Source organism: Paenibacillus sp. N22P23 (genome assembly GCF_059383735.1).
The window spans coordinates 209,098-234,939 of the sequence record NZ_JBXENT010000008.1 but is presented as its reverse complement, the minus strand read 5'-3'; the positions used below and the strand labels follow the sequence as shown (position 1 = coordinate 234,939).

The 25,842-nt window shown below is 49.8% G+C and carries 25 protein-coding genes, 2 tRNA genes and 1 rRNA gene; 23 read left to right on the top strand and 5 right to left on the bottom strand.

The window, feature by feature from the left end; all coding sequences use genetic code 11:
• The 15 genes from AC506A_RS25310 to AC506A_RS25240 all read left to right on the top strand — a co-directional run.
• Positions 1-196: hypothetical protein (locus AC506A_RS25310; RefSeq protein ID WP_495463769.1), on the top strand; the 196-nt coding region annotated here is incomplete at its 5' end.
• Positions 189-305 (top strand): 5S ribosomal RNA (gene rrf, locus AC506A_RS25305). The genes AC506A_RS25310 and rrf, both read left to right, overlap by 8 nt.
• Positions 306-445: 140 nt before the next feature.
• Positions 446-1,723 carry a putative glycoside hydrolase gene (locus AC506A_RS25300; RefSeq protein WP_495463768.1) on the top strand — a complete coding sequence of 426 codons (1,278 nt, stop codon included), beginning with the start codon at positions 446-448 and terminating at the stop codon, positions 1,721-1,723.
• A 146-nt stretch (positions 1,724-1,869) separates the two neighbouring features.
• Positions 1,870-3,327: an IMP dehydrogenase gene (guaB, locus tag AC506A_RS25295; RefSeq protein WP_495463767.1), complete on the top strand. Its 1,458-nt coding sequence runs from the start codon at positions 1,870-1,872 to the stop codon at positions 3,325-3,327.
• Positions 3,328-3,488: 161 nt separating this feature from the next.
• Positions 3,489-4,772 carry a D-alanyl-D-alanine carboxypeptidase family protein gene (locus AC506A_RS25290; protein ID WP_495463766.1) on the top strand — a complete coding sequence of 428 codons (1,284 nt, stop codon included), beginning with the start codon at positions 3,489-3,491 and terminating at the stop codon, positions 4,770-4,772.
• Between the two features lie 147 nt (positions 4,773-4,919).
• The gene (gene pdxS / locus AC506A_RS25285) at positions 4,920-5,801 is read left to right on the top strand and encodes a pyridoxal 5'-phosphate synthase lyase subunit PdxS (protein ID WP_475783644.1); all 882 of its coding nucleotides are present in this window, start codon (positions 4,920-4,922) and stop codon (positions 5,799-5,801) included.
• 23 nt (positions 5,802-5,824) lie between these two features.
• Positions 5,825-6,412, top strand: coding sequence for a pyridoxal 5'-phosphate synthase glutaminase subunit PdxT (gene pdxT, locus AC506A_RS25280; RefSeq protein WP_495463765.1), 588 nt, complete (start codon positions 5,825-5,827; stop codon positions 6,410-6,412).
• A gap of 120 nt (positions 6,413-6,532) precedes the next feature.
• Complete coding sequence (serS, locus tag AC506A_RS25275; RefSeq protein WP_495463764.1) at positions 6,533-7,813, top strand: serine--tRNA ligase; 1,281 nt, start codon at positions 6,533-6,535, stop codon at positions 7,811-7,813.
• Between the two features lie 110 nt (positions 7,814-7,923).
• Positions 7,924-8,012: transfer RNA gene (locus tag AC506A_RS25270), tRNA-Ser, on the top strand.
• Between the two features lie 126 nt (positions 8,013-8,138).
• The gene (locus AC506A_RS25265; RefSeq protein ID WP_495463763.1) at positions 8,139-8,486 is read left to right on the top strand and encodes a hypothetical protein; all 348 of its coding nucleotides are present in this window, start codon (positions 8,139-8,141) and stop codon (positions 8,484-8,486) included.
• A 63-nt stretch (positions 8,487-8,549) separates the two neighbouring features.
• Entirely contained in the window at positions 8,550-8,726 is a 177-nt protein-coding gene (locus tag AC506A_RS25260) for a hypothetical protein (protein WP_495463762.1), read from the top strand.
• Positions 8,727-8,758: 32 nt separating this feature from the next.
• Positions 8,759-8,908, top strand: a complete 150-nt coding sequence (locus tag AC506A_RS25255) for a small acid-soluble spore protein P (protein WP_495463761.1) — start codon at positions 8,759-8,761, stop codon at positions 8,906-8,908.
• A 160-nt stretch (positions 8,909-9,068) separates the two neighbouring features.
• On the top strand, positions 9,069-10,145 hold the full coding sequence (locus AC506A_RS25250; RefSeq protein WP_495463760.1) for a hypothetical protein: 1,077 nt from the start codon (positions 9,069-9,071) through the stop codon (positions 10,143-10,145).
• A gap of 39 nt (positions 10,146-10,184) precedes the next feature.
• Positions 10,185-11,663, top strand: coding sequence for a methyl-accepting chemotaxis protein (locus tag AC506A_RS25245; RefSeq protein ID WP_495463759.1), 1,479 nt, complete (start codon positions 10,185-10,187; stop codon positions 11,661-11,663).
• Between the two features lie 151 nt (positions 11,664-11,814).
• Entirely contained in the window at positions 11,815-12,408 is a 594-nt protein-coding gene (locus AC506A_RS25240; RefSeq protein WP_495463758.1) for a Gmad2 immunoglobulin-like domain-containing protein, read from the top strand.
• 82 nt (positions 12,409-12,490) lie between these two features.
• On the opposite strand, the gene AC506A_RS25235 is transcribed toward AC506A_RS25240, so the two are convergent.
• Both AC506A_RS25235 and AC506A_RS25230 read right to left on the bottom strand, forming a co-directional pair.
• Complete coding sequence (locus tag AC506A_RS25235) at positions 12,491-13,777, bottom strand: sensor histidine kinase (RefSeq protein WP_495463757.1); 1,287 nt, start codon at positions 13,775-13,777, stop codon at positions 12,491-12,493.
• Complete coding sequence (locus AC506A_RS25230) at positions 13,777-14,454, bottom strand: response regulator transcription factor (RefSeq protein ID WP_495463756.1); 678 nt, start codon at positions 14,452-14,454, stop codon at positions 13,777-13,779. Before AC506A_RS25230 ends, AC506A_RS25235 begins: the two co-directional genes overlap by 1 nt.
• A gap of 208 nt (positions 14,455-14,662) precedes the next feature.
• Here AC506A_RS25230 and AC506A_RS25225 point away from each other — a divergent pair, with 208 nt between their 5' ends.
• From AC506A_RS25225 to AC506A_RS25215, 3 genes are read left to right on the top strand one after another with little or no spacing between them, the layout of a single operon-like run.
• Positions 14,663-15,430 carry a polyphosphate polymerase domain-containing protein gene (locus AC506A_RS25225; RefSeq protein WP_495463755.1) on the top strand — a complete coding sequence of 256 codons (768 nt, stop codon included), beginning with the start codon at positions 14,663-14,665 and terminating at the stop codon, positions 15,428-15,430.
• The gene (locus AC506A_RS25220) at positions 15,427-16,107 is read left to right on the top strand and encodes a DUF4956 domain-containing protein (protein WP_495463754.1); all 681 of its coding nucleotides are present in this window, start codon (positions 15,427-15,429) and stop codon (positions 16,105-16,107) included. The genes AC506A_RS25225 and AC506A_RS25220 overlap by 4 nt, the downstream gene beginning before the upstream one ends.
• Before the next feature lie 27 nt (positions 16,108-16,134).
• Positions 16,135-18,087: a carbohydrate-binding domain-containing protein gene (locus AC506A_RS25215; protein ID WP_495463753.1), complete on the top strand. Its 1,953-nt coding sequence runs from the start codon at positions 16,135-16,137 to the stop codon at positions 18,085-18,087.
• A 404-nt stretch (positions 18,088-18,491) separates the two neighbouring features.
• On the opposite strand, the gene AC506A_RS25210 is transcribed toward AC506A_RS25215, so the two are convergent.
• Complete coding sequence (locus AC506A_RS25210; RefSeq protein WP_495463777.1) at positions 18,492-19,034, bottom strand: GNAT family N-acetyltransferase; 543 nt, start codon at positions 19,032-19,034, stop codon at positions 18,492-18,494.
• Positions 19,035-19,145: 111 nt separating this feature from the next.
• Positions 19,146-19,222: transfer RNA gene (locus AC506A_RS25205), tRNA-Arg, on the bottom strand.
• Positions 19,223-19,473: 251 nt separating this feature from the next.
• Between AC506A_RS25205 and AC506A_RS25200 the strand changes: the two genes are divergently transcribed.
• Positions 19,474-19,746 (top strand): Spo0E family sporulation regulatory protein-aspartic acid phosphatase, encoded by a 273-nt coding sequence (locus AC506A_RS25200; RefSeq protein WP_495463752.1) that lies wholly within the window; start codon positions 19,474-19,476, stop codon positions 19,744-19,746.
• Here the strand turns inward: AC506A_RS25200 and tadA are convergent.
• Positions 19,652-20,137, bottom strand: coding sequence for a tRNA adenosine(34) deaminase TadA (tadA, locus tag AC506A_RS25195; RefSeq protein WP_495463751.1), 486 nt, complete (start codon positions 20,135-20,137; stop codon positions 19,652-19,654). The genes AC506A_RS25200 and tadA overlap by 95 nt on opposite strands.
• 345 nt (positions 20,138-20,482) lie before the next feature.
• On the opposite strand from tadA, the gene AC506A_RS25190 reads away from it, so the two are divergent.
• The 4 genes from AC506A_RS25190 (at position 20,483) to AC506A_RS25175 (ending at position 25,780) form a co-directional block, all read left to right on the top strand.
• The gene (locus AC506A_RS25190; RefSeq protein WP_495463750.1) at positions 20,483-22,735 is read left to right on the top strand and encodes an ATP-binding protein; all 2,253 of its coding nucleotides are present in this window, start codon (positions 20,483-20,485) and stop codon (positions 22,733-22,735) included.
• Between the two features lie 61 nt (positions 22,736-22,796).
• On the top strand, positions 22,797-23,504 hold the full coding sequence (locus AC506A_RS25185; protein WP_495463749.1) for an NAD(P)H-binding protein: 708 nt from the start codon (positions 22,797-22,799) through the stop codon (positions 23,502-23,504).
• A 32-nt stretch (positions 23,505-23,536) separates the two neighbouring features.
• On the top strand, positions 23,537-24,232 hold the full coding sequence (gene rluF, locus AC506A_RS25180) for a 23S rRNA pseudouridine(2604) synthase RluF (RefSeq protein WP_495463748.1): 696 nt from the start codon (positions 23,537-23,539) through the stop codon (positions 24,230-24,232).
• Positions 24,233-24,598: 366 nt separating this feature from the next.
• Complete coding sequence (locus tag AC506A_RS25175) at positions 24,599-25,780, top strand: carboxylate--amine ligase (protein WP_495463747.1); 1,182 nt, start codon at positions 24,599-24,601, stop codon at positions 25,778-25,780.
• The last annotated feature ends 62 nt before the right edge of the window (positions 25,781-25,842 follow it).

Sequence of the window (25,842 nt, the reverse complement as noted above, 5' to 3'; positions counted from 1 at the left end):
TAGGTTCGAGGTGGAAGTGCAGCAATGCATGCAGCTGACGAATACTAATCGGTCGAGGGCTTATCCTACGAACATTCGCTCGGATGTTCAACTTCGGACAAGATCAGCTAATCAAGACCTTCGCAAAGGTTCGTATCCAGTTTTCAAGGCGCAAGCCTTGCAAGTAGAGTTCGTTAACACGACTCACGTTTGGTAATGATGGCGAAGGGGAACCACGCGTACCCATCCCGAACACGACCGTTAAGCCCTTCAGCGCCGATGGTACTTGGACCGCAGGGTCCTGGGAGAGTAGGACGTTGCCAAGCACGATTAACCGACCATGCATATGGTCGGTTTTTTGTTGTGTTTTTTACCAATCCTGGTTACATCTCCTACACAATTGTAAGGATTGGCGGGCACATACTACTGGTAACGTAGTCATTCAACGTACTGGAGGTGCTAGCTGATGATGGTGATGGACGGCGTGAAGAAGATGAGCATCACGATGATTTTGTCGGGGATGGTCTTCTGTACAGGGTGTAATTCGGCTGATCGGCAAGATCAAATCAGTCTTCCTCCATTAAAGCAACAAAGTCAAGTCAACACGGATTTACAACGACTAACTGTAAAACATGAAAGCAGATTAGCCCCTAGAATGAAAACAATAACAGAGAACCTAACAAGTGCAGCAACTTCAACTAATAATAAGCATTCGATTGTCGCAACATCTCGTAAAATGCACAAGCCAGAACAGCCGGTTCGAGGTATTTATGTTTCCGGCTGGGTCGCCGGCAGCAAGAAGCGGATGAATGCTCTTATTGATCTGTTAGATAAGACCGATCTAAATGCCATGGTCATTGATGTGAAGAACGATTACGGTCAATTAACGTATGACTCCGCGCTGCCGGCTGTTCATGCGATTAGGGCTGACCGTCATGTGGCGATTTCGGATATCGAAGGATTGATAGCAAAGCTCAAAGCCAAGCACATCTATGTCATCGGAAGAGTGGTGGCCTTCAAGGATCCGCTCTACGCCAAGATGTATCCGAGTATGGCACTGCAGAAGCAAGGTGGCGGCGTGTGGGCTGACGCGCAGGGGAAAGCGTGGCTTAACCCTTTTCAGAAACAAGTACGTCAATATAACGCTGCGATTGCAGGAGAAGCAGCTGCTAAAGGTTTTGATGAGATTCAATTCGATTATGTGCGTTTTCCCGATAATGGGGCAAAGGTAGATCGCGAAGTGCGGTATGGAGATCGTGGAGGCAGAACGAAGTCGGATGTAATCGCCTATTTTCTTCGGCAGGCAAGAACGAGCGTGCATAAATCCGGTGCCCGAGTTTCAGCAGATGTATTCGGATTAGTCACCTCTTCTACGAATGATATGGGGATTGGCCAATCGTGGCGGGCAGTATCGGGTGCAGTAGACGTGATTTCACCAATGACCTACCCCTCTCACTATTCGACAGGCATGTACGGAGTAAAACAACCTGATCTCAATCCTTACCCGATTATCAGGCAGGCGATGATGGATGCGAAGCGGCGAAATGCGATTATTCAAAGCAGCGGCAGCCAGTCGACTGCCACGATTCGACCATGGCTGCAAAGTTTTACCGCGAGGTGGGTTCATCCTCATCAGCAATACGGTGCCGCACAAGTGAATAAGCAAATCCAAGCCGCGCGCGAGCAAGGTATCCATGAATTTCTGTTGTGGAGCTCGAATTGCAAGTATGATTATCGTTCGTAATATGGACAAATTCCCCCTGCTGCCTTTGCCTTGACAGCCCCCTACCCCTCTGCTAATATTGCAATAATATACGCGAGCCTATTCGAAAACTGTGGTTTTTGGAGGCTCGTTTTGGGAACGTAAATTGCAAGAGGAGGAACAAGTCTGTGTGGGAAAATAAATTCGCCAAAGAAGGATTGACCTTCGATGACGTACTGCTAGTGCCGCGTAAGTCGGAAGTATTGCCGAGGGAAGTAGATGTATCTGTAACACTTGGCCCGAATGTGAAGCTGAACATTCCGCTAATGAGTGCGGGAATGGACACAGTAACAGAAGCAAAGCTTGCGATTGCTATGGCGCGTGAAGGCGGCATCGGAATTATTCATAAAAACATGTCTATTGCACAACAAGCGGAAGAAGTAGATCGTGTAAAACGTTCGGAGAGCGGCGTTATTACGAATCCTTTCTCACTGACAGCTGATCACCATGTGTACGATGCAGAGGAATTGATGGGCAAATACCGGATCTCCGGTGTACCTGTCGTGGATCAGAATAAGAAACTGGTCGGGATCATTACGAACCGCGACCTTCGTTTCATTCATGATTACTCCATCAAAATCAGCGAAGTCATGACAAAAGAAAATCTAGTTACGGCTCCTGTCGGTACAACACTTCAACAAGCAGAAATCCTGCTCCAGAAACATAAAATCGAGAAGCTTCCTTTGGTGGATGATACAAACACACTTAAAGGGCTTATCACGATTAAAGATATCGAGAAAGCCATTCAATTCCCGCATTCAGCTAAAGACCGTCAAGGACGCTTGCTGTGCGGCGCCGCTGTTGGTATTGCTAAGGATACGCCGGAACGTGCAGAAGCGCTTGTTAACGCTGGTGTTGACGTGCTTGTCATTGATACGGCCCACGGTCACCAGAAGAACGTGATTGAAATGGTACGTTTGCTTCGCAGCAAGTATGAGGACCTCACTATTGTGGCCGGCAATGTGGCTACAGGCGAAGGTACACGTGAATTGATTCAAGCAGGAGCTTCCGTTATTAAAGTGGGTATGGGACCTGGTTCGATCTGTACAACTCGGATTATCGCAGGTATCGGTGTTCCGCAAATTACGGCCATCTACGATTGTGCATCGGTTGCACGCGAATATAATGTACCGATCATTGCAGACGGCGGCATCAAGTATTCCGGCGATGTAACCAAAGCGATCGCTTCTGGCGCAAGCGCGATTATGATCGGCAGCTTGTTTGCGGGTACGGAAGAAAGCCCGGGCGAGTCGGAAATCTACCAGGGTCGTCGTTTCAAGGTATACCGCGGTATGGGCTCGATCGGCGCTATGAAAGAAGGCAGCAAGGACCGTTACTTCCAAGAGAACGAGAACAAGCTTGTTCCGGAAGGCATTGAAGGCCGTGTTGCTTATAAAGGACCACTCGCAGATACGGTTCATCAGCTTATCGGCGGACTTCGTTCCGGCATGGGCTACTGCGGCGCTGCTAATATCGAAGCGCTGAAGAACGACACGCAATTTGTGCGGATTACGAACGCCGGCTTGCGTGAAAGCCATCCGCATGATGTTCAAATCACGAAAGAAGCACCTAACTACTCGTTGTAATCGTAGTTGCTGCAGCGCTTCTATTTACCTAGCATAATAAAGTAGAATTGCCCGGCAGGAAGATGGTGGGAATCACCGTTTTCCTGTCTTTCTTTTTTGGTAACAGCTCTCTTTGTGTTACAATACTAGAGAGAATGCATGATAGAAGAGGAGAGAAGACGTTGAAACCGAAAAAGGGCTGGGTACGCTTTGTACCGACCATTTGCGCGACTGTAATTGCCACGATGCTCACTGTTAATTTAGGTTCCCACACTACTTATGCCGCAGAAGTTACTCCGAATCCGCTTGGAATAGAAGTTCGTTCAGCTGTCCTCATAGATGCAGATACCGGACAAGTGCTGTATGCCGTAGATGCAGACACCGCTTATCCACCGGCAAGTATGACGAAGCTGATGACGGAGTATCTCGTGCTGGAAGAGATTACAGCAGGCCGCTTGAAGCTGACAGATATGGTAACGACTTCGAAAGAAGCTGCAGACATTCCTCCTGATGGTTCCGCAATCTACTTGGCTGAAGGGGATGTACATTCGGTCAAAGATTTATATATGGCGATGGCTGTTCAGTCCGCTAATGATGCTACAATTGCGCTTGCCGACCACATTGCGGGCACAGAGCAAGCTTTTGTTGTGAAAATGAACGAGACTGCGAAAGCGCTTGGGCTTAAAACGGCTAATTTTACGAGTGCGACAGGTCTTGCTGATACGACTGTTATTTCTGCAGGCGACTTGGCTAAATTCGCAAGCATTCTGGTAAAGAAGCACCCTGAATTTCTCGAGTTCTCGAGTACGCCAAGCTACAGATTCCGTGAGCGTGACAAGACGGACATGATTAACCTCAACTGGATGCTGGAATCGAACAAAAACGTGCAATCGTTTAAGCAATTTGCCTATCCAGGTGTGGACGGGATGAAAACCGGCTATATCGGTGCGGCAGGTTATTGCTTCACAGGAACGGCGAAACGAGGCGACTTGCGTTTGATTTCGGTTGTCATGGATGCGGCTTCTAAATCCGCGCGATTCGTCCAAACGGCGAAATTGTTCGACTACGGATTCAATAATTTTGAGAAAAAGACGATTGTTGCGCCGAAGACGGTTGTAGAAACGGCAAAGACGGTCAAAATAAAGAAGGGTAAAAAGAAGGAAGTGCCGATCATGACGGCGTCCGACGTGACTTACCTCGTGAAAAAAAATGCAACGCCTAGCATTGAGCTGAAGAACGTAACGTTGAAATCGGAAGATGAGCTTGTAGCTCCGATTGCAAACGGTCAAGAAGTCGGCACAGCTACGTACTCGTATAAGGATCCGGATACAGGCAAGTCCATCGAGAAAACAGTGAAGCTGATTACTTCCGAGGAAGTGAAGAAGGCTAGCTGGTGGCGTCTGATGTTCCGCGCACTTGGCGGCTTTATCTCCGGCTTGTTCAAAGGGATCGTTGATTTATTCTAGATACATGAATAGGCAACCCGTTTACTTTGAATTCATGGTTGTCGATTTTTCTTCTATGATGTAAAATTATTGGTTAGAGCTAGCAAGTCCGGAACGATTCAGATTCACGGATGACAGTGCAAAAACTTTTTGGGAGGATTCACGAACATGGAAACAGGAACTTCACGCGTAAAACGCGGTATGGCTGAAATGCAAAAAGGCGGCGTCATTATGGACGTTGCGAATGCTGAGCAAGCAAAGATTGCTGAAGCGGCAGGCGCAACGGCTGTTATGGCCCTTGAGCGTGTACCTTCTGATATTCGTGCTGCAGGCGGCGTTGCCCGCATGGGAGATCCGACAATACTTGAAGAAGTAATGAAGGTTGTTTCGATCCCGGTAATGGCGAAAGCGCGTATCGGGCATTATGTAGAAGCTCGCGTATTGGAAGCACTGGGTGCGGACTATATCGATGAGAGCGAAGTGCTCACGCCGGCAGACGAAGTATTCCATATCGATAAGCGCGAATTCACTGTACCGTTCGTATGTGGAGCGAAGGATCTTGGTGAGGCCCTTCGTCGTATCCAAGAAGGCGCAGCTATGATGCGTACGAAAGGCGAGCCGGGAACAGGTAACATCGTTGAAGCGGTACGTCATATCCGTTTGATCACGGGTCAAATCCGTAAGGTACAAAACTTGTCGAAGGACGAGCTGTATGCAGAAGCTAAAAACCTCGGCGTAAACTATGATCTGCTCTTGGATGTTCATCAAACTGGCAAGCTGCCGGTAGTAAACTTTGCAGCAGGCGGCGTGGCGACACCTTCCGATGCTGCATTGATGATGCATCTGGGCGCTGACGGCGTATTCGTTGGATCCGGTATTTTCAAATCCGATAATCCGGAGAAATTTGCCCGTGCTATCGTTGAAGCTACAACGCACTACACGGATTACAAGCTGATCGCAGAAGTGTCCAAAAACTTGGGCACGCCTATGAAAGGCATTGAAATTTCCAAGCTGAATCCTTCCGAGCGTATGCAGGATCGCGGCTGGTAATTCCGGAAGGAAGGCATGAACCGATGAAGATTGGTGTACTGGCGCTTCAAGGCGCCGTTGCGGAACATATACGAAGCATAGAAGCCGCGGGTGGTGAAGGCGTCGCTGTAAAGCGGACGGAACAGCTGGAAGAGCTGGACGGTCTCATCATTCCCGGTGGAGAAAGCACTACGATTGGGAAGCTGATGCGTCATTACGGCTTTATCGATGCGATTCGTGATTTCTCCGAGCAAGGCAAGCCGATATTCGGCACCTGTGCAGGTCTTATCGTACTTGCGAACCGCATTGAAGGCCAAGATGATGCGCATCTGCAGCTGATGGACATGACTGTCGCCCGCAACGCATTTGGTCGTCAACGCGAAAGCTTCGAGACGGACTTGCCGATTAAAGGCATCGATGAGCCGGTGCGTGCGGTATTTATCCGTGCACCGCTTATCAAAGAAGTATCGCCGAGCGTAGACATCCTGTCGACGTATAACGGTGAAATTGTAACGGCACGTCAAGGGCATTTGCTGGCCTCGTCCTATCATCCGGAGCTGACAGACGATTATCGTCTGCATGCGTATTTCCTCGATATGGCGAAGGAAGCGGCCGCTGCGGCTAAAGAATAACGGGGAAAGACTGCGTATGCGCAGTCTTTTTGCCGTTTGGGCTCCCATGGTATCGCTGTCAGTATGCAAGTTGCTTGAACAGGCAATAAATGAAAATGATAAAGAGAGGGGTTACCTTCCGTGTTAGATGTTAAATTGATGCGTAATGATTACGCTAAAGTAGAGCAAGCCCTGAAGAATCGCGGCAAATCGCTAGATTTGATCGCAGGGTTCCCGGCGCTGGATGGCAAATGGCGCGATATGCTGCAGGAGACGGAGCAGTTGAAGAACCGTCGTAATACCGTTTCGCAAGAGGTTGCGAAACTGAAAAAGAGCGGCGGAGACGCAGAAGCGCTTATTCTGGAGATGCGCGAGGTTGGCGACCGTATCAAGGCGCTGGACGAAGAAATTCGTGTAGCCGAAGCCGAAATTGCGGACCTTATGCTGGCGATCCCGAACGTACCGAATGAGTCGGTACCGGTTGGTGCATCGGAAGAAGACAACGTTGAAATTCGCCGTCATGGGGAAGTGCCTGCGTTTGAGTTTGAGCAGAAGGCGCATTTTGAAGTGGCACAGGATTTGGGCATTCTGGACTTCGAGCGCGCGGCGAAAGTAACCGGTTCGCGTTTCGTGTTCTATCGTGGTCTAGGCGCTCGTCTGGAGCGTGCACTGATTAACTTTATGATGGACTTACATAGCGATCAGCACGGTTATGAAGAGGTGCTCCCTCCTTATATCGTTAACCGTGACAGCTTGATCGGTACCGGTCAACTGCCGAAGTTCGAAGAAGATCTCTTTAAGATTGCGGACACGGAGTATTATCTGATCCCTACTGCAGAAGTACCGGTTACGAACATTCACCGTGAAGAAATTTTGTCTGCGGAAGATCTGCCGAAGAACTTCGTGGCTTACAGTGCTTGCTTCCGTTCGGAAGCCGGTTCTGCAGGACGTGACACGCGCGGCCTTATCCGCCAACATCAGTTCAATAAGATTGAGCTGGTGAAGCTGGTGAAGCCGGAGGACTCCTATGCAGAGCTCGAGAAGCTCACTGCAAACGCCGAGAAAGTGCTGCAGCTGCTTGGCCTTCCTTATCGCGTGCTGACGCTCTGCACGGGCGATATGGGCTTCACATCGGCGAAGACGTATGATCTTGAAGTATGGATCCCGAGCGGCGGTACGTACCGCGAAATTTCCTCGTGCTCGAACTTTGAGGACTTCCAGGCGCGTCGTGCAAACATTCGTTACCGTCCGGAAGCGAAGAGCAAGCCGGAATTCGTGCATACGCTGAATGGCTCGGGACTTGCGGTAGGACGTACAGTTGCAGCGATTCTGGAGAATTTCCAGCAAGCTGACGGTACGGTTATTGTACCGGAAGTGCTTCGTCCTTATATGGGCGGACTAGAAGTTATCGCAGCACGTTAATACGAGCTTAACTATTATTCGACCGCAGGCGTAATTTGGAGTTGCTTATCTGAATTCGTCTGTGGTACAATACATCTTGTGACCTTTTCAAAAAGGGAACTTGATACAATGGAGAGGTACCGAAGCGGTCATAACGGGGCGGTCTTGAAAACCGTTAGGGGGCAACTCCACGTGGGTTCGAATCCCACCCTCTCCGCCATAACTTTTACAGCACAGCGCTCAAACGATCATTCGCTTGGGCGCTTTTTTCCTATTTGCTTAAACGCTGCAAGCCGCATAAAAAGGCAGCCAAAGCCGCATATTATCGGCATGGAGGTGGTAAGCGATGAGCAAACACGACGAGTTGTCGATTGATCAACAGCAGCTGACTGCAGCATGGCAGCGTACGCTGCCGGAAACAGTTCAACCTACAGACCGCGCCGAGGTTATGCCGGATGAGGCGGATCCAAAAGCTCTACGTGTCACGATTCATATAGCAGGACACCAGATGTACACGTTAGATTTTAAAGTTGCTTATGTGGATAGCCGCGAAATTCAAACGACGTTAATTGATGTGGAGAAAGACGGTCGTACGGTGGATGAACGCACGGACATTATTCAGCAGCTCGTGCAGGATTATACCCGTCATATTCATGAGTGCGCACAGGCGCTGCACGGGCTGACGCATGCTTAGCGGAGGTGGAGCCTAACTCCCGGCAAGGGCTGTACGCAAAGCGAAAGGCAGGAGATACAAGCGATGACAAAGGCTAAAGGAACAGCTGATAAAAATTTAAGCAATGTCGTGGAAGATTTGGACCAGAATCCGGTGAACAGCCATCATGCGCAGCAATTGCAGCAGGATACGAATGATCGCCGCCACCAGGATCAATTGAATCATGATGAACCGACGGATTTGCTTCATTCCCGGAGTTAATTCGAATTTCTGATTAGCGAGGTGCTTTATTAATGGGTAAGCCCAAAAATGTTCCCGTACCTAATCCTTATGAGCAGAATTCTAAGTCGCGTTCACCCGACTCCCATCAACAAGAGCCCTTATCCGGATCAAAGAAGACGAAGCAGGCGAATCATGTGAGCCACCATAATCGAGAAGGATAACTGCCGCTGCTATAAAATCATAAGATCAGCCCTCGGAAGCCGAACATTCTTCGGCCTCGGAGGGCTTTTTTGCATGCGGTCATGCCATCATTTTAACCTTTCGAATTGGGACGGGATGGGGTAAAATTGAAGGTGCTCGTATGATGAGAGGGGTTCTGACATGAAATTATGGAAACGGGGAACAGCCGCGCTGCTTGTAGCCTCACTGGCTGCCGTACTGGCTGGGTGCAGCTCAGGAACATCGCCCAAAGAAGCAATGATGGATGCGATGGTTAACAATCAGAAAGCGACTAGCATGACATATAAGGGAACATTGACCTTCAACGATTTGGTACTGCCTCCGGCTGCGGCAGATGCTGCAGGCAATGCAAATTCGGCAGTGACGTCGATGATGCTTACTTTCTTGAAAGGTGCCGTCATCAACGTGCATGGTTCGGTTCAGAAATCGCCGATGCGTGCGGAGTTAACGATGGATCTTGTACTTGGCAGCGGCGATGTGAAATTGAATGCATCGATTCCGATGATCATTACGGAGGATAAAACATGGATTAAGGTGCCGCAAATTCCGGGGCTTCCGCTGCCGGAGACGATTGCAGGCAAATTCGTGGAAATCGATATGAAGAAGCTTGAACAGGAGCAAGGCGCTGCCGATGTTGCTGCCTCACCGCAGGTGGCACAGGACCTCCTGAAGGCGCTGGTTGACAGCTTGGATGAGAAAACCTACTTCAGCGAGCCTGAAGCCGCGGATGTGAAAGGGTTAGTTTCCGATCAAAAAGTTGATCAGCTCGTTCGTTTCTCGATTAACGAGAAGAATGTCGAAGCTGCGTGGACGGCCATTATGGAGAAAGCTGCACCGCAAATCATTGATATATTGCTCAACAATGAGGCTTACGCCAAGATGTTCAAGCTTACGAAGGCAGATCTAGAGGCTGCCAAGAAGGAGCTTGCAGACAAAGAGGATGGCAAGGTTAAAGCGGCTGTTGAAGAGCTGAAGAAATCGATTAAGATCAATCAGCTGGACGTCACCGGCGGGATTACGGATGATTATTTGACCTATGAAGGCGTGGATTTGAATGTGGAGTCGACTGATTCCGCACAAGCGATGAAGCTGGGCATTCATTTCGACCTCTCCTTGGACGATATAAATAAGGAGATTAAATTTGAGTATGAGCTGCCGAAAGACGCGGTGCCTGTTGAGAAGATCCAGGAGATGCTGGGCTTGCCAAGCGGCTCGTAGAACGGGTTTAATCCTACTTTGATATCGGTAGGAGTTGGGATGATGACACAGTCAGAATTGCAAGTCGCGGATTTATTTTATCGGAATCGTATTGTGTTTATGGGCTTGATCGCTTCATCGATTATTTCGGTTGGCAGCGTCATGGCGCTGAATTTAATTCCAGGTGTGGGCAAATGGATGGTTCTTGCTATTTCCGTTGTGCTGCTCGCGGTTCTTGGGGTCATGCTGACTCGCAAGGTGGGGATGAGCATCTTCCCATACGTTGCTGTCGGTGGCAGCTCGGTGCTGACGATTTACCTCATGTTTGATGTGGTATCGATTACGAATTTCTTCTCGGTGTATTATATTGCAGCCATAGCGGTTATTTATATGAGGTGGACGCCGCTGTTGCTGGGGCTTAGCATCGGGTTGTTTATGAATATTTATGTGTTGATCGTGCAAGGACCGGAGCTTGGTGAACAGCTGAGTGCCGATACAGCTATCGGTATCTTCGTTTACTTCGGACTTGTGAGCGCGCTTCTGATTGCACTTGTGAAAGCAGGCAAATTCTTCGCTGCTCAAATGGAAACGATGCGGGCGCAATCTGAATCCGTAACGAAGCAGCAGACCGCGCAGAAAGAGCAGCTGCTTGCGCAGGTGGAGTCGATCGCAAGCAATTTGGTTCAAATCACGGAAGTCAGCGAAGCGAACCAAGCGTCGTTCCGTGAAATGACGCATGCCTTCCAGGAGATTACGGAAGGTGCGAATACGCAGGCTTCGTCTACGTCTGATATCTCCAGATTGGTGCAAGAAACGCATGAGCGACTGGAAACGATGAATAATTCGCTCCATCAGCTGGAAGCACAGTCTACAACGGCCAGCAGTTCAACGACGAGCGGCGGCGAGAAAATGGACGAGCTGTACGAGACGATCTCGCAGTTCCAGCTCTCGGTTAAAAATATGTCCGAGCAGATGGCGGCACTGGATGGGGTTATCAGCCACGTTAGTGAATTTACGGAGTCCATCGTCCGGATCGCGAGTGAAACGAACCTGCTTGCCCTTAACGCAAGCATCGAAGCGGCAAGAGCCGGTGAAAGCGGCCGTGGTTTCGCCGTTGTCGCAGGTGAAGTACGTAAGCTGGCTGAGCTCTCAGCAGGGACGGCAGATTCCATCTCGGAGCAGCTCGAGAGTATGCAGCAGCAAGCGGACACTACACGCGGCTTGATGAACGGGATTGGCAAGCAGATGGCATCCAGCAGCCGCATTACGACGGATACGCGCGAAGCCTTCGTTGTCGTACGGCAAACGGTGGAGCAGCTTGCACTGTCGCTGGAGTATTATCGCGATAATATGACCGCGATCCGCGGCGCCAGCAGCTCGATCGAGAGCGCGACGGAGAATGTCGCTGCGGTCAGTCAGCAGTCCTCCGCTACGCTGGAGGAGCTGTCTGCAACGATTACCACGCTTGCGGAACAGAATGAACGCACTTTGCAGCGCATCAAAGAGACGAGCGGTTCTGTTCAGTCGCTGGTGAGTTAGTTCAATAGGTCAAGGAAGCCTCAAACATTACTGTCATGTGATGTTGGAGGCTTTTTTGCGGGTAAGGGTAAGTAAGTACGGCTTTTCCCGCATAGGATGAACTATCGGAACACCATTCCGGGTGTATGCCCATGAAAAGAGTGTGAAGGCGATGAAGCATATCCGTGGATTCATAGTCGGTGCGTTGACCGGCAGTATGATCATGCTCGCAATGCCGACAGTAGGTGCAGCGGTTAAGCAATATGTACTTGGGGATGCCGCTTACCCTATTGAGGTGAACGGTACGGCCTACGAGGATGAGAGTCTGCCCATTATGAATTATAAGGGAAGCACCTATGTGCCGCTGAGAGCAGTTGGCGATTTGCTGGGGGCGGGTGTTGAGTGGAACGACACGCTGCGGCAGGTGGAGATTTCGTATCCGATCGACGATTCTAAGCAAAACAATGCTTTTCGGGGCATACAGGTGTCCGGGAGCGGGGGCAAGTATAAGGTAACCGGTGAGGCGAGAGTGTTCGAGGCGATGATGAATTATGCTGTGGAGGACGGGCACAACTATTTGTTGGAGAAAAACTATATGCTTAGTGAAGGCGCACCGGCTTGGTCGACCTTTGAGCTAAGCATCGTGATTCCAGCGAATAAATTGCCGAAGAACGGAACCTTGATGCTGCAGATCTTCGAATATAGCGCCATGGATGGCGGTAAGGTGAACGTGCTCAATTTCCCGCTTGAAACGTTTATGGAGTGAAGGGACGATCGTCATAGGTGATGAAAATAAGGAGAACTCATGCGCTGATGAGTTCTCCTTATTTGTGTGTGTTACAAATGGGCTATTTGCCGGCAGCCAGCGGCAGTTGGACCGTGAAAGTTGTCGTCTCGTTTGGCACGCTTCGTGCAGCGATCCTTCCTTTATGCTGCTCCGTGATTGATTTGGCGATGGCCAAGCCTAAGCCGTGTCCGCCTTGCTTACGCGATCGGGAGGCATCCGCTCGGTAGAAGCGGTCGAAGATGCGCTCCAGATGCTCGGGAGCAATGCCTTCGCCGATATTGCTCACCGTGAGCAGCATGTCGTGGTGGCGTTTGCTCAGCTTCACGTCGATGGTACTCTTCGCGCTGGCGTATTTCACTGCATTATCGAGCAAGATCATGACGATCTGTTTGATTTGTTCGCCGCTGCCGCGAACGATCAAACCCGGCTCGATGGTGTAGTTCAGCGACAGGTGCTTCTCGAAGATCACAGCTTCCATCGTTAGAATAACGGCTTCTACGGCTTCGCTCGCGTTAAAAGGGGCGAACGCCATACGCGCCCGGGAATCATCCATTTCGGTCAAATACAGAAGGTCGCCCGTCAAGGTCTTCATGCGCTCCGTCTCCGATTGGATATGATGCAGCCACTTGGCTTGATCGGCGATGCGCTCTTCTTCGTGGGCAAGGAGGACGTCCACATTCGTATTGATAACGGCAAGCGGTGTCTTCAATTCATGTGACGCGTCTGCAATGAATTGCTTTTGCTTATCGAATGCTTCTTTGACCGGTGCGATGGAGCGATTTGCAAAATAACGACTCGTCAGATAAATAACGATGAGCATGCCTAGTCCGACTAGCAGGAACGTATAGACGAGATGCGTTAGGATTTGCTGCTGGGCGGTCACGTCAAGGTACGCAATCGAGTAACCCACTGTAGTAGTTTGAATCAGATAGGCCCAGTGAGTACCGTCTAAGCTGAACCGTCCGCTGTTTGCATGGCCGTGGGCAGCGATTGAGATGGCGTGGTCGTAGAAATCAGCGTCCATATCGAAGCGGGAATCCGTTGACGTAAGCTTCCAAACCGCGTCGGTTTGAACGGAGAACGAAACTGAACGCTCCGGCGGCGGGCCGCCGCCATTAAAAGCGTTGTCCTGAGGATGATGATCACCGTCCTGGCGCGGACTTCCATCAGCATCGCCCAATCCCCCCGGCTTACGGTAGAAATCCGATACCCGGTGCAATTCCATGTCGATGTCGGCACGGACGTTCTGATACGTAATCGTATAGATGGCCCCGAACGCCACGAGCATCATGCAAGTAATGATGACGATGTTCAAGATCAAGAAACGGTTGCGAAGCCGATTAAACATCAGTTCGTCACCTCCAGGACGTATCCAACGCCGCGGATGGTGTTAATCCGTACCGAAGCGTTCAGGAACGTCAGCTTCTTGCGCAGGAAAGAGATGTAGACTTCCACGTTATTATGTTCCACCTCCGTGTCGAACCCCCACAATTTCTCGATCATTTGCTCCTTAGATGTAATGGCGGTATTCCGCGTCATGAGCAGCTCGAGCAGCCCGCTTTCTTTAAGAATCAGCTTGAGTTCCTTGCCTTTGCACGCCAGCCGGAGCGTCGATGTGTTTAATTCAATGTCTCCGAATCGCAGCGTATCCTCCGATATCGTATCGCCTTTGCGCCGCAAGGCAGCTCTAATTCTCGCCAGAAGCTCACCTGTCGAGAACGGCTTGGCGACGTAATCGTCTGCACCGTGATCCAGCCCCGTAATTTTATCGTCGATTTCACCTTTGGCAGTCAATAGAATGACAGGCGTCCGCACGCCTTCTGCCCGAAGCGCCTTGAGGACCGCAATGCCGTCCATCTCAGGCAGCATAATGTCGAGCAGTATGAGATCATAGATGCCGCTCAGGGCATGGTCAAGTCCTTCTCTGCCGTCATGTGCGACATCAACTGAATAATGGTGTTTCTTAAGAATTTGGGTCAACGCTTCCGCGAGATGGACCTCGTCTTCCACGATTAATAGTCTCATTCCGGTTTTCCCCTTTTCGTCATCGTGTTGCTGTTTCCCCTTCATTATAGGCAACGAACCTTTAATCAACCTTAATTCTACCGGAGCCTTGCATGCAACCGTCAATTGTAAATAACATGTTAAGATTTAAGATTCGTTAAAGGTTCAGGCTCTAAGATACAGTCATGGCACGGCGGGCTGAGCCGGCATGAAAGGAGCGAACGGCACGATGGCTATCGAAGTGTTCAACCGTTACGAGAATAAATATCTCATGGATACCCTAGCTTTCACTACCCTGCATAATCGGTTGCTTGCCTATTTGGAGCCCGATGCCTACAACAAGAACGGCGATTTCTACGCCATTAGTAATCTCTATTACGATACCGAGCACGATGCGTTGATCCGTACCAGTTTGGCAAAGCCGAAGTACCGGGAAAAGCTGCGCATTCGGGCGTACGGCGTACCCGGAGAGGATGGCAAGGTGTATCTGGAGTTAAAAAAGAAAGTGTTCGGTTTGGTGAACAAGCGCAGGACGGCACTGACGCTGAACGAGGCTTACCATTTCGTTCGAACCGGCGAGGCGCCGACGTTCCGAACCGGCATGAATCAGCAGGTCATCCGGGAAATTCATTATTTTCTGCAGCGCTACGAATTGCAGCCGAAGGTGTATCTGGCTTATGACCGGATCGCGCTCTTCAGCAAAGAGAACCGCGATCTGCGCATCACGTTTGATACGAACATTCGGTCGAGGCGGCATGACGTCGGACTGGAGTGCGGGGATTACGGCGAGCAGCTGATGCCGGCTGGTCAATGGCTGATGGAAGTGAAGGCGGAGAAGACGATTCCGGTCTGGCTTTCCCGGCTGCTGTCGGAGAGCGGGATGTTCAAGGCAAGCTTCTCGAAGTATGGCAATGAGTATAAGAAATGGACGCGGGACGGGAAGCAAAGCCTGTTCACCGAGTCCGAAATGATGACGAAGGAGAGCGTACTGTTATGATCGATGCTATTTTCTCGTTGGCGGCCGAAGGTTCGGCGCTCACGCTGACCGATGCCTTATTAACCATATTTGTATCTATTGCACTTGGATTGCTAATCAGTTGGACGTATATGAGGACGCAAGCAAGCTATACCCAGAATTTTGCACTGACCATGATTGTGCTTCCAGTTATAGTAGCCATTATTATCCTTCTAATCGGCAGCAATGTTGCCAGAGCCTTCAGCCTCGCCGGCGCCTTCTCCATCATTCGGTTTCGCAGCGCGCCGGGCGATCCAAAGGATATTGCGTTCGTCTTGTTTACGATGGCGGCTGGTCTTGCATGCGGAGTCGGATCGTTCGGCTATGCCGTACTGTTCACAGTCGTGTTGTGTGTGCTGATGTTTGTGCTGCGGGCATTCAACTTTGGGGCAAAACGGGCGACGCAGAAGCTGTTGAGAGTAACAATTCCGGAGAATCTAGGCTATGAAGACGTCTTCGACGAAGTTTTCAACATGTTCGATGTGGCTTATGAATTGAGAAAAGTTAGAACAACTGAGCTTGGAAGCTTGTATGAAGTGGTGTATGCCATCACGCTCGACCCGCAAACGAACCAAAAGGAGCTCCTTGACGCCATTCGGTGCAGGAACGGTAATCTCGATATAACACTGACGATGAATCCGCCGATGACGGACTATTAAAAGAAACGATCGAAAGGAAGATGAACGATGAAATCAATTCAACATGCCAAAAAACTGAGTGCCCTCCTATTATGCGCCGTTCTACTGAGCGCATGCAGCGATAACGCTGCGAATGAATCCGTGGCAGCTGGAACGGATGCGGCAGCCACGCCATCCGGCACTGTCTCCCAAAGTGAGGCTGCTACGCTGGCCAGCTTGAAGCTAGACGGCGATATCCAATACGACACCGACGATGCGTATACCGAATGGTCCGAAGCGGATGCTACCGTTATTAAGCTAAACGGTACTAGCGCAACGATTGAGGGTGAAGGTGCGTCAGCCAAAGACGGAACGATCACGATTACGAAAGCCGGCACGTACGTAGCTAGCGGTAAGCTGGATGATGGAAGTATCGTCGTCAACGTAGAGGATAAAGAAACGGTACGGCTCGTCTTGAACGGGGCGGAGATCCATAATGAATCGAGTTCCGCGATTTACGTCGAGGAAGCGGGCAAGACGATTGTATCGTTGGAAGAAGGGACGGAGAACCGGGTCGAGGATGGCACGAAGTATGTTTTCCCGGACGGCACTTCGGAGGAGGATAGTGAACCTAATGCGGCGATCTTCAGCAAGGACAGCCTCACGATCAACGGCAGCGGCAAGCTCGTCGTGATAGGCAACTATAACAACGGCATCACAACTAAGGATAAGCTGAGAATAACGGGAGGCACGCTGGAAATCCATGCTGCCGATGATGCAGTGATGGGGCGCGATTTGGTCGCGGTTCAGGCCGGTAACCTGACGATCAATGCCGGTGGCCATGGCATCAAAACGACGAATGATACTGAAGGCGAAGAAGGTGTCATCGCCATCGAAGGCGGCAGCTTCGAGATCACGTCCAAAGAAGATGCCTTGCACAGCAGCGGCGGCCTGTTGATCAAGGGAGGCGAGCTTCATATCAATGCCGGAGACGATGGCGTGCATGCGGAGATCGCGCTTGCCGTGACGGGCGGCACGATTGATGTTGCGAAGAGCAACGAAGGACTCGAAGCTCCGAACATCCTGATCGCGGACGGTACGATTGCAGTCGAGTCAAGCGACGACGGTGTCAATGCCGCTTCAGGAGACAGCGAGTCGGCTGAAGGTGGACAGGGAGGACGCGGTCCTGGCGGCAGCCCTCCAGATGGAGCCGCGCAGGATGGCAAGGCGCCTGAAGCTGCGGTCGGAGGCGATCAAGCGGCAGACGGAGCTGGTCCGGGAGCAGGCGGCGATGGCGCGCCGTCGTTTGAAACATCGCCGGATGGCATGCCACCGGAGGGCGCACCGGAAGGCGGTACTCCGCCAGGAGGTGCAGGGAACAACACGTTGACGATCAGTGGAGGTAAACTCACCGTTAACGCGGCAGGTGACGGTTTGGACGCAAACGGCTCCATCTTCATGAGCGGCGGTACCGTTATCGTCAACGGCCCGACCCAGAACGGAAATGGCTCCTTGGACTACGACGGCAGCTTCGATATGACGGGAGGTTTCCTCGTTTCTGTAGGCAGCTCCGGTATGGCACAAGCGACGTCGGATCAATCGGCGCAGGCCGGGATTTTGATGACGTATCCGCAAACCCAACAAGCGGGAACGCTAATTCGGGTGGAGGATGGTGACGGCGGTGACGTGCTGACGTTCGCTCCGCTGAAGGATTATCAAGCAGTGTTCGTCAGTTCGCCGAAGTTGAAGGTGAATACGTCATACGTGCTTTACTCGGGCGGTACTTCGACCGGCAGCCAGGAGAATGGACTTTATGACGGAGGCGACTATCAGGGAGGGACGAAGGTCATCGATTTCACAACGTCGACCATCGTAACCTGGTTGAACGAATCCGGCATAACCGAAGCCCGCAGCGGAATGGGCGGTCCAGGCGGCGGTGGTTTCCCAGGCCGCAGAGATGGCGGTCAAGGTAGTCGCAAGACAACCGATGGCGAGACGGAAGCGCAGAATCAAGAATCGTAGGCTAAGTATGGATGAGGTGGCAAGCGAACGAAGAGGTGACAAAGAATGAGCCGGCTGAGGCTGCCCGAGAAAGTCTCTACAACCATTCCGATGAAGAACAAATTTTAACGGTTGCCAGCGTGCCTATTCCTTGAAAAAGTCGACTTTTAAAACGCTAACGGTTGTGACAGACGTTAAATCCAGTAAAATGGTTGATTTCGATCAGAAAATGACCATATAAGCTCATCGGCAACCGTTAGAGAATGAAAAAGAGCTCTTTATGAAAAATAACCACTGTCACAACCATTACAATTCTGTCGGTGGTTACGGAATGCGACAAGCAAGGTGTGAGCATGCAATGGAATCGCAAAAAAAGAACCGCACACAGCTGCGGTTCTTCTATATTACAAAGGATTGCGCTCAGGTTAGTTCTGTTCGGATAGGATCGCGAATATTTGGTGGTCTTCCCATTGTCCATTGATCTTTACCCCTTGACGTTCAATACCTTCCTTATGAAATCCGGCCTTTTCTAATACGCGCATCGAACCTACATTACTCGGCATTACACCTGCATCAATGCGATGTAAGTGTAATTCATTAAACGCGAATGCGACGGTTACAGAGACTGCTTCTGTCATAAGTCCTTTGCCGTTATATGGCCCGTCCAATTGATAACCAATCATGCCCCGTTGAAGCGGACCACGATAGATTTGGTTAAGGGACACACTGCCAATCAAATTGCCGGACTCCTTGAGGAAGATTCCGAAGCTATATTTCTTATCTTCTTCGCGCTGTTTTATCGAATCGCTAATAGACTGACGTTTCGATTCAAGGGTGTAAAAATCATCTGCGAAGATGGGAGAATACTTCTGAAATAATTCGCGGTTTCTCACTTGCAGATCGAGTAATGCTTCTGCATCCTGAAGCTCCAAGAAACGAATATATACGCGGTCACCCGGGAAATTCATCGTCATTTGCCTCCTGATTCTGTCTGCCCATTCACCGCCCGAAGCGATATGCATGTCAGGAATGTTCGGATATAAAACAAAAAACCTTGCAACAACAAGGTTTTGGAGAAATGGCGCGCCCGATACGATTCGAACGTACGACCTGCAGTTTAGGAAACTGTCGCTCTATCCTGCTGAGCTACGGGCGCGCGGCAAGGATAATAATAGCATGAACTGCTTTTCGGGCGCAAGCAAGTCTAATAGTCCTAATTTAGCTGCGGAATAGTGAGAAAATAGTCCTGGAATAGGGACTTTCTGATGAAAGGTGTCGAAACTTTACGCCAATATCGGGGAAAATTGTCGACAAGATTTTACAAAAATAATAGCTTACACCATATATAATGATAATAGTTACTAACTGTAACCAAGTAGATGCGATAGGAGATGTACCGAGGGCGTCATGAATGACAAAATGAACCTACTCCATGAGTTGCAGGTGCTTCGTACAAAGCTGTTCGAAATGGCTGAAGCCCGCGGAAGTTTAACTGACCCTGAGGTACTTGCTATAAGTGAAGCAGCTGATGAACTTATCGTAACGCTACAACAGATTCAGAAAGAAGAACTAGTGTGCGATACCACTAGATACGCTTTCTCAACCGACGAAAAAAGAGGGTTAATAAATCCGAACATTCTTGCTGCATCAGACCGCCAAGTAGCTCAGTCTCATGATTGAAGCGAGGCTCCTGCAGTAAATTCATTAACGTACCGGCGCAGCCTGCCTTAGGGTCGGTTGTGCCGTACACAACTTTTCGAATACGACTCTGCACCAGTGCGCCCGCACACATCGGACAAGGCTCCAGCGTCACATAGAGCGTACAGTCCAGCAACCTCCACGCATTCAAATGCTTGCTCGCCTCCCGAATGGCGATCATCTCCGCATGTGCGGTCGGATCCAAATTCGTCTCCCTCAGATTGTAGCCCCTGCCGATGATTTCGCCATCCTTAACAATGACAGCGCCGATAGGCACTTCACCGATTTCTTCCGCTTTCTTCGCTTCCAGGATCGCTTCCTGCATCCACTTATAATCTTCTTCTCGAAAATAATCCTTCCCGATCATCGTCATGAATTAAGCCTCCAGCCCTGTTCTATATAATGAGTTGTACCCATTCGACGTCAATCGACTGTCGAATTGTGCCGCGAACAAATATTCGTTGTTAACAGGTTGTGTATAGAATTGTGGATAACTTTTGATTATTCACAGAACTGTACACAAATTATTAAATCGGCCTGTGAATATGGGGAAAAACCTGTGTACAACTATTGGTGATATCCAGATAACGAGCATCGGAATCGACTTCTCTTCCACAGTTATTGATGAAATGATGCGCGAGATTGCTTTCATTTTATGCCAATTATGGTATGATCCAATTAGCTTTCCACAGGTTCCTGTTAAAGGATGTGTCGCATATTGTCGGTCAAAACTAAACTATCCGTCATGATTTCATTGATTGTATTTGTGCTGCTCGTTCTAAATGTGATTCTGAACGAATATTCGACGCGGGTCAATCTAAGGAACGACATTCAACTCAAAATGATGTCGATTAGCCAGCAGGTTGCGGCAAACGTCATTCAAAATACGAGAGAAGTCGAGTTCGTTCAAACGGTCTTGTCCGATAAGATGAAATTGGCATCGTTCTCGGCCGCCAGTCAGCTGCCATATCATGCCTCAGAGGTCACTTATGAGCAGCTGAGACAGGTTGCGGAGCATGTTGGTGTTGCGAGTATGTCCTTACTGAAGCAGCAAGGCGACAACTATTACGTCGTCCAATCGACCAATCCGCCAGAGATCGGCGATGTCAGCAATGTTTGGGCAGCGCACAAATCCCAAACGATCGAGCAGGAAACGCTCGATTATGAGTTTTGGATAGGGCCGGATAAACTGACGCTGACCGACAATACCATTCTGGGTCAAGAAAGCTTTTATTCAGACCGTAACTTGGACTACATCATTCGATTTTATATGAAGAGCGATCAATTCACGGATCTTCGGAAAATCTCGCATACGACTTCATTGTTAACGGAACTGAAGACGGGTAATCCGACGATACTGGAGATTACGGGATTTAATCCAGATCGATTTGGCGTTGAGCCGATTAAAGAAATTCCTTCTATTGTGAGCATTCAGCAGTTGAAAGATAGAGCGGTAGCTTTCGGCAGTTATGATTATGGCGAAATAGAGAAAGATAAGAAGAGTATGAAGGAATCTTTGCAGGGCAAAATGGTGTTCCGCGAAGAGACGATTCACAATCGCGAGGTTATTAAGAGCTTTATTGCGCTGAAAGAACCTGTTCCCTACGTGATTGGGCTTGTGTTCGACAAGAGGCCGATTATGAAGCTGGCGGATGAGCAGCGGAACAATCAGATTTTTATTTCGATTGTGCTGCTAATCGTCGTTGTATTCTGCAGCTACTGGTTGTCGGATATTCTGCTGCGGCCGGTCCGCTCGATTTTGTGGAAGGTAAACGAGGTATCTTTCGGGCGATTCGACGATACTATCGAGGTCAAGCGGAAGGATGAATTAGGGCAGCTGGCACAGCGCGTGAATGCCATGTCGAAGAATCTCAACATCTATATGACAAAGCTAAAAATGGCGTTCGAAGAGAACCGGTCGATGAAAGAATATTTGGAATCATTCATTAATCATACGACAGATGCCATCCATGTCGTTGACTTGGACGGCCGCATTACACAGGTGAATCGTGCATTCGAGCAATTGTTCGATTATACGACGGAAGAGGCGATCGGCCAAATGCTTCCACTCGTTCCGGAGCATCTGTTTGAAGAAGAGCAGAAGACGATGGAACTGCTCAAATCGGGTAAGCCGCTTGCAGCTCGCGAGACGCTGCGTGTGACGAAGAGCGGCGAATGGATATCCGTCAGCGCAACGACATCGCCAATTCAAGACAAGCATGGAGAGCTCCGTGCCATCGCCAGTATTACGCGTGATATGACAAGTCGTAACAAGATGGAGGAGCTGCTGCGCAGATCGGAGAAGCTCACGACAGTCGGCCAACTGGCAGCCGGTGTAGCGCATGAGATTCGCAATCCACTAACGACACTGCGCGGGTTTCTGCAGCTGCAGCTTGAAACCCAGAAGCTCAATACACGTCATGTGGATATTATGCTTTCGGAGCTGGACCGTATTAATTTAATCGTCGGCGAGTTTCTTATTCTGGCTAAACCGCAGGCGACGCGATTCGAAGTGAAAGATGTCCGCTTCATACTCGGTGATGTCATCTCACTGCTCGATAGCCAGGCGCATCTGTGCGATATTGAGTTCGAGACGTATTTTGACCAAGAGAATTGCCGTATCTCGTGCGAAGAGAACCAATTAAAGCAAGTGTTTATCAATGTGCTCAAAAATGCGATCGAAGCGATGCCGAAAGGTGGGCGGATCATGATCGAGGTCAGGCGGAATGATCAGCAACATGTCAACGTATCCATTACAGATGAAGGGATCGGCATTCCGGAGGAGCGAATCGCGAAGCTTGGTGACCCGTTCTATACCGATAAGGATATGGGAACCGGACTTGGCATTATGGTCAGCCAGCGCATTATTCAGACGCATCAAGGGATGCTGGAGATCAAGAGTAAAGTGAACGTGGGTACAACAGTGAACATTATGCTGCCGCTTAACAAAGAGCAGGCGCACGAGGCTTAAGCTCGGGCGGCTGCCAGGACGGTTATGTTATTTGAACACTACATACAAGAGGGTGATAGGCATGGAGGCATCGGCGTCATACAAAGCGCTGCTGGTAGGGGCTACCGGACTTGTAGGTGCTTCACTGCTGCGTCAATTAATGCAAGACAGCAGATGCAGTGCCGTTACCATTCTTGTCCGCAGGCCGCTCCTTCCTACTTCGGGTGGGATTGGCTCGAACAGAAAGCTGACGGTGATCACAGCTGATTTCGATCGCATGGATGAGGCTCTCGCTGGCGTAGAAGCGGATATCGTCTTCTGCACGCTGGGCACGACAATGAAGAAGGCGAAGACGCAAGAAGCATTTCGGCAGGTGGACTTGTCGTACCCGGTTGCACTCGGGGAATGGGCGGAGCAGCACGGGGCTTCCAAAATGATCATCGTTTCTGCCATGGGAGCGAATGCATCGTCTTCCATCTTCTATAACCGTGTAAAAGGCGAGATGGAGGCGCAGCTGAGCGCACTTGGCTTGCGAGAGCTGCATATTCTGCGGCCTTCTCTGCTGCTTGGGAAGCGGGATGAGTTCCGGCTAGGGGAGCGGGCCGCAATCTGGCTCAGTCCGCTATTGAAACTCATCATGCAAAGCGGGCTTCGTAAATATCGACCTGTTGAAGCAGACGACGTTGTTGCCTTTATGGTGAGACAGGCCGCCGCGGTTGCGAGGCAAGAAGCGGGAACTTTCGTAAAAATCTATGAAAATGATGCAATACAGGCTAAAATACAGCTATAAGAAGCACTTTTCATGCGGGGTGAACACGGCAGTTGAGGATTAACAAGTTTATTAGCGAAACAGGCTATTGTTCCAGACGTGAAGCAGATAAGTTGGTAGAGGGCGGGCGCGTTTCCATTAATGGCGTCACGGCTGAGCTTGGCAGCCAAGCGGAGCTGGGTGACGATGTACGGATCGATGGGAAAGTGATCGGCGAGCAGAAAGGCCATGTTTATATTGCGCTGAATAAGCCGGTTGGCATCACAAGCACAACAGAGTCGCAGGTTGAAGGCAATATTGTCGAGTATATCGGACATCCGGAGCGGATTTTCCCAATCGGCCGACTGGACAAGGATTCGGAAGGGCTGATCCTGCTCACGAATGACGGCGATATCGTAAACCGGATTCTGCGAGCAGAAGGCAAACACGAGAAGGAATATATCGTGACCGTAGACCGGCCTGTCACGCCAAGATTTCTGAAGGCCATGAGCGAAGGTGTTCGTATATTAGGCGCGATGACGCTGCCTTGTAAGGTAGAGAAAGAAGGCGATCGCGTCTTTCGGATTACGCTGACCGAAGGAAAGAACCGTCAAATTCGGCGAATGTGCCAAACGTTCGATTACAACGTCAGGAAGCTGCGCCGCGTGCGGATTATGAATATTCACTTGGGCCCGCTTGCGAGCGGCAAGTGGCGGGACCTAACGAATGGCGAACTGAAGGAGCTATTTACGCTGCTCAACTATCAGTAACGTTCGACGTTTTCCCGGGAAACGAGAAGAAACGGCTGTCGCCCTCATTTGGAGGCGCAGTAAGTTTCTTCCAATAGATATTATAGAAATTTATAGCCGAAACCCATAAATTCTATAATGTTAATAAAGAAACCAACATCGTCCGACAATGAGGCCGGGGGTGTTGGTTTTTTGTTAAATCTAAGCAACGTGTAGGCGTCACTATACGTTGCTTAGTTTCGTGTAAACGGTCGATTTTACCTTTATATCAAGCAATAATAACATTTGTAATCCTAGAATACATGAAGTAAAATTATAAATGATTGTCACCGCTTTGCATAGAGGTATTTATAAAAAAATATATTCAAACAGGATGTGCGTTTGTTAATGAGCAACAAGGCCGTCATATTGGGATGTAATTATTATATAGGTTTAAGCACTATTCGCTGCTTAGGGATTCATGGCATACATACGGTTGCTGTCGATTATACGGATAAAAACACGTACGCCGTGAAGTCCAAATATTGCTCGGAGCGGCTAATTGCGCCTCATTATAAAGAAGACCCGAAAGGGTTTATTCAATTTCTGAAGGATTATGCGGACAAGCAGAGCGTGAAGCCTGTTCTCATTCCTTGCCACGATTCCTATGTCGAAGTGGTGGACGAGTATCTGGATGAGCTGAGAGAGAGTTTCTTGATCCCGCAAACGGAGAAAGGCCTCTATACGAAGCTGATGAACAAGGAAACGCTGCAGCGAATCGCACTAGAGATGGGTGTTGCGGTTCCGGAAACAGTCCGCGTTGGGGAAGACAATTTTCAAGAGAAAGTCGATACCATCATTCAATATCCATGCATTATCAAACCCGTGGATTCGCCGTCATTCGTAGCTAAATTTCGCAAGAAACTGTTCAAAGTGAATAATCAGGCGGAGCTGGAAGCGGCAATTGCGCGTTCGCATGAAGCGGGTCTTGAAGTCATCGTACAGCGCATCATTCCAGGCTTCGATGATCATATGTATACGTTCGACGCCTACATGAACCAGGATGCGAAAGTAACGCACTGGGTGACCTGCCAGAAATTCCGCCAGTATCCGATTAACTTCGGTGCTTCGGTATACACGGGGCAACGGTATGTTCCTGAGCTGTATGAGCTCGGAGCCAAATTCTTCGAAGCCGTGAAGTTCAAAGGCTTCGCTGAGATCGAGTTCAAGAAGGATGCCGTCACAGGCCAATACTACTTAATCGAAATCAATGTTCGGATTACGAATTTAAATAACCTCTTATTCCGCACAGGTGTGAATATCCCTTATATTACGTATCGCGAGCTGACAGGCTCTCCGCTGCCGCCGCATGCGGTTAAGAAGGATACGGGTCTTGTATTCTGGTATGCCTATGAGGATTTACTGGCGGTTCGAAACTATATCAAGACAAAGCAGCTTACCATTGGACAAGTTATCGCCTCATACTTCAAGCCTAAGGCGCATGCGATCTGGGATTGGAAGGATCCGAAGCCGGCTTTCGCGTTCCTAGGCATGCTTGCAGGCAAAGCGTTTGGCAGATTCAGCAGATAATCAACGATCGATCACAAAGCAGGGGCCATAAGACGGCAGTAATGCTCGGGCATGGTGCTTTG

Coding starts and splice junctions, on each gene's coding strand:
- AC506A_RS25245 (WP_495463759.1), top strand. CDS start 10,185: ATGATGACACAGTCAGAATTGCAAGTCGCGGATTTATTTTATCGGAAT.
- AC506A_RS25250 (WP_495463760.1), top strand. CDS start 9,069: ATGAAATTATGGAAACGGGGAACAGCCGCGCTGCTTGTAGCCTCACTG.
- AC506A_RS25220 (WP_495463754.1), top strand. CDS start 15,427: ATGATCGATGCTATTTTCTCGTTGGCGGCCGAAGGTTCGGCGCTCACG.
- AC506A_RS25240 (WP_495463758.1), top strand. CDS start 11,815: ATGAAGCATATCCGTGGATTCATAGTCGGTGCGTTGACCGGCAGTATG.
- AC506A_RS25235 (WP_495463757.1), bottom strand. CDS start 13,777: ATGTTTAATCGGCTTCGCAACCGTTTCTTGATCTTGAACATCGTCATC.
- AC506A_RS25175 (WP_495463747.1), top strand. CDS start 24,599: ATGAGCAACAAGGCCGTCATATTGGGATGTAATTATTATATAGGTTTA.
- AC506A_RS25265 (WP_495463763.1), top strand. CDS start 8,139: ATGAGCAAACACGACGAGTTGTCGATTGATCAACAGCAGCTGACTGCA.
- AC506A_RS25215 (WP_495463753.1), top strand. CDS start 16,135: ATGAAATCAATTCAACATGCCAAAAAACTGAGTGCCCTCCTATTATGC.
- AC506A_RS25230 (WP_495463756.1), bottom strand. CDS start 14,454: ATGAGACTATTAATCGTGGAAGACGAGGTCCATCTCGCGGAAGCGTTG.
- AC506A_RS25300 (WP_495463768.1), top strand. CDS start 446: ATGATGGTGATGGACGGCGTGAAGAAGATGAGCATCACGATGATTTTG.
- AC506A_RS25210 (WP_495463777.1), bottom strand. CDS start 19,034: ATGAATTTCCCGGGTGACCGCGTATATATTCGTTTCTTGGAGCTTCAG.
- AC506A_RS25185 (WP_495463749.1), top strand. CDS start 22,797: ATGGAGGCATCGGCGTCATACAAAGCGCTGCTGGTAGGGGCTACCGGA.
- pdxS (WP_475783644.1), top strand. CDS start 4,920: ATGGAAACAGGAACTTCACGCGTAAAACGCGGTATGGCTGAAATGCAA.
- AC506A_RS25225 (WP_495463755.1), top strand. CDS start 14,663: ATGGCTATCGAAGTGTTCAACCGTTACGAGAATAAATATCTCATGGAT.
- AC506A_RS25260 (WP_495463762.1), top strand. CDS start 8,550: ATGACAAAGGCTAAAGGAACAGCTGATAAAAATTTAAGCAATGTCGTG.
- tadA (WP_495463751.1), bottom strand. CDS start 20,137: ATGACGATGATCGGGAAGGATTATTTTCGAGAAGAAGATTATAAGTGG.
- AC506A_RS25255 (WP_495463761.1), top strand. CDS start 8,759: ATGGGTAAGCCCAAAAATGTTCCCGTACCTAATCCTTATGAGCAGAAT.
- AC506A_RS25200 (WP_495463752.1), top strand. CDS start 19,474: ATGAATGACAAAATGAACCTACTCCATGAGTTGCAGGTGCTTCGTACA.
- pdxT (WP_495463765.1), top strand. CDS start 5,825: ATGAAGATTGGTGTACTGGCGCTTCAAGGCGCCGTTGCGGAACATATA.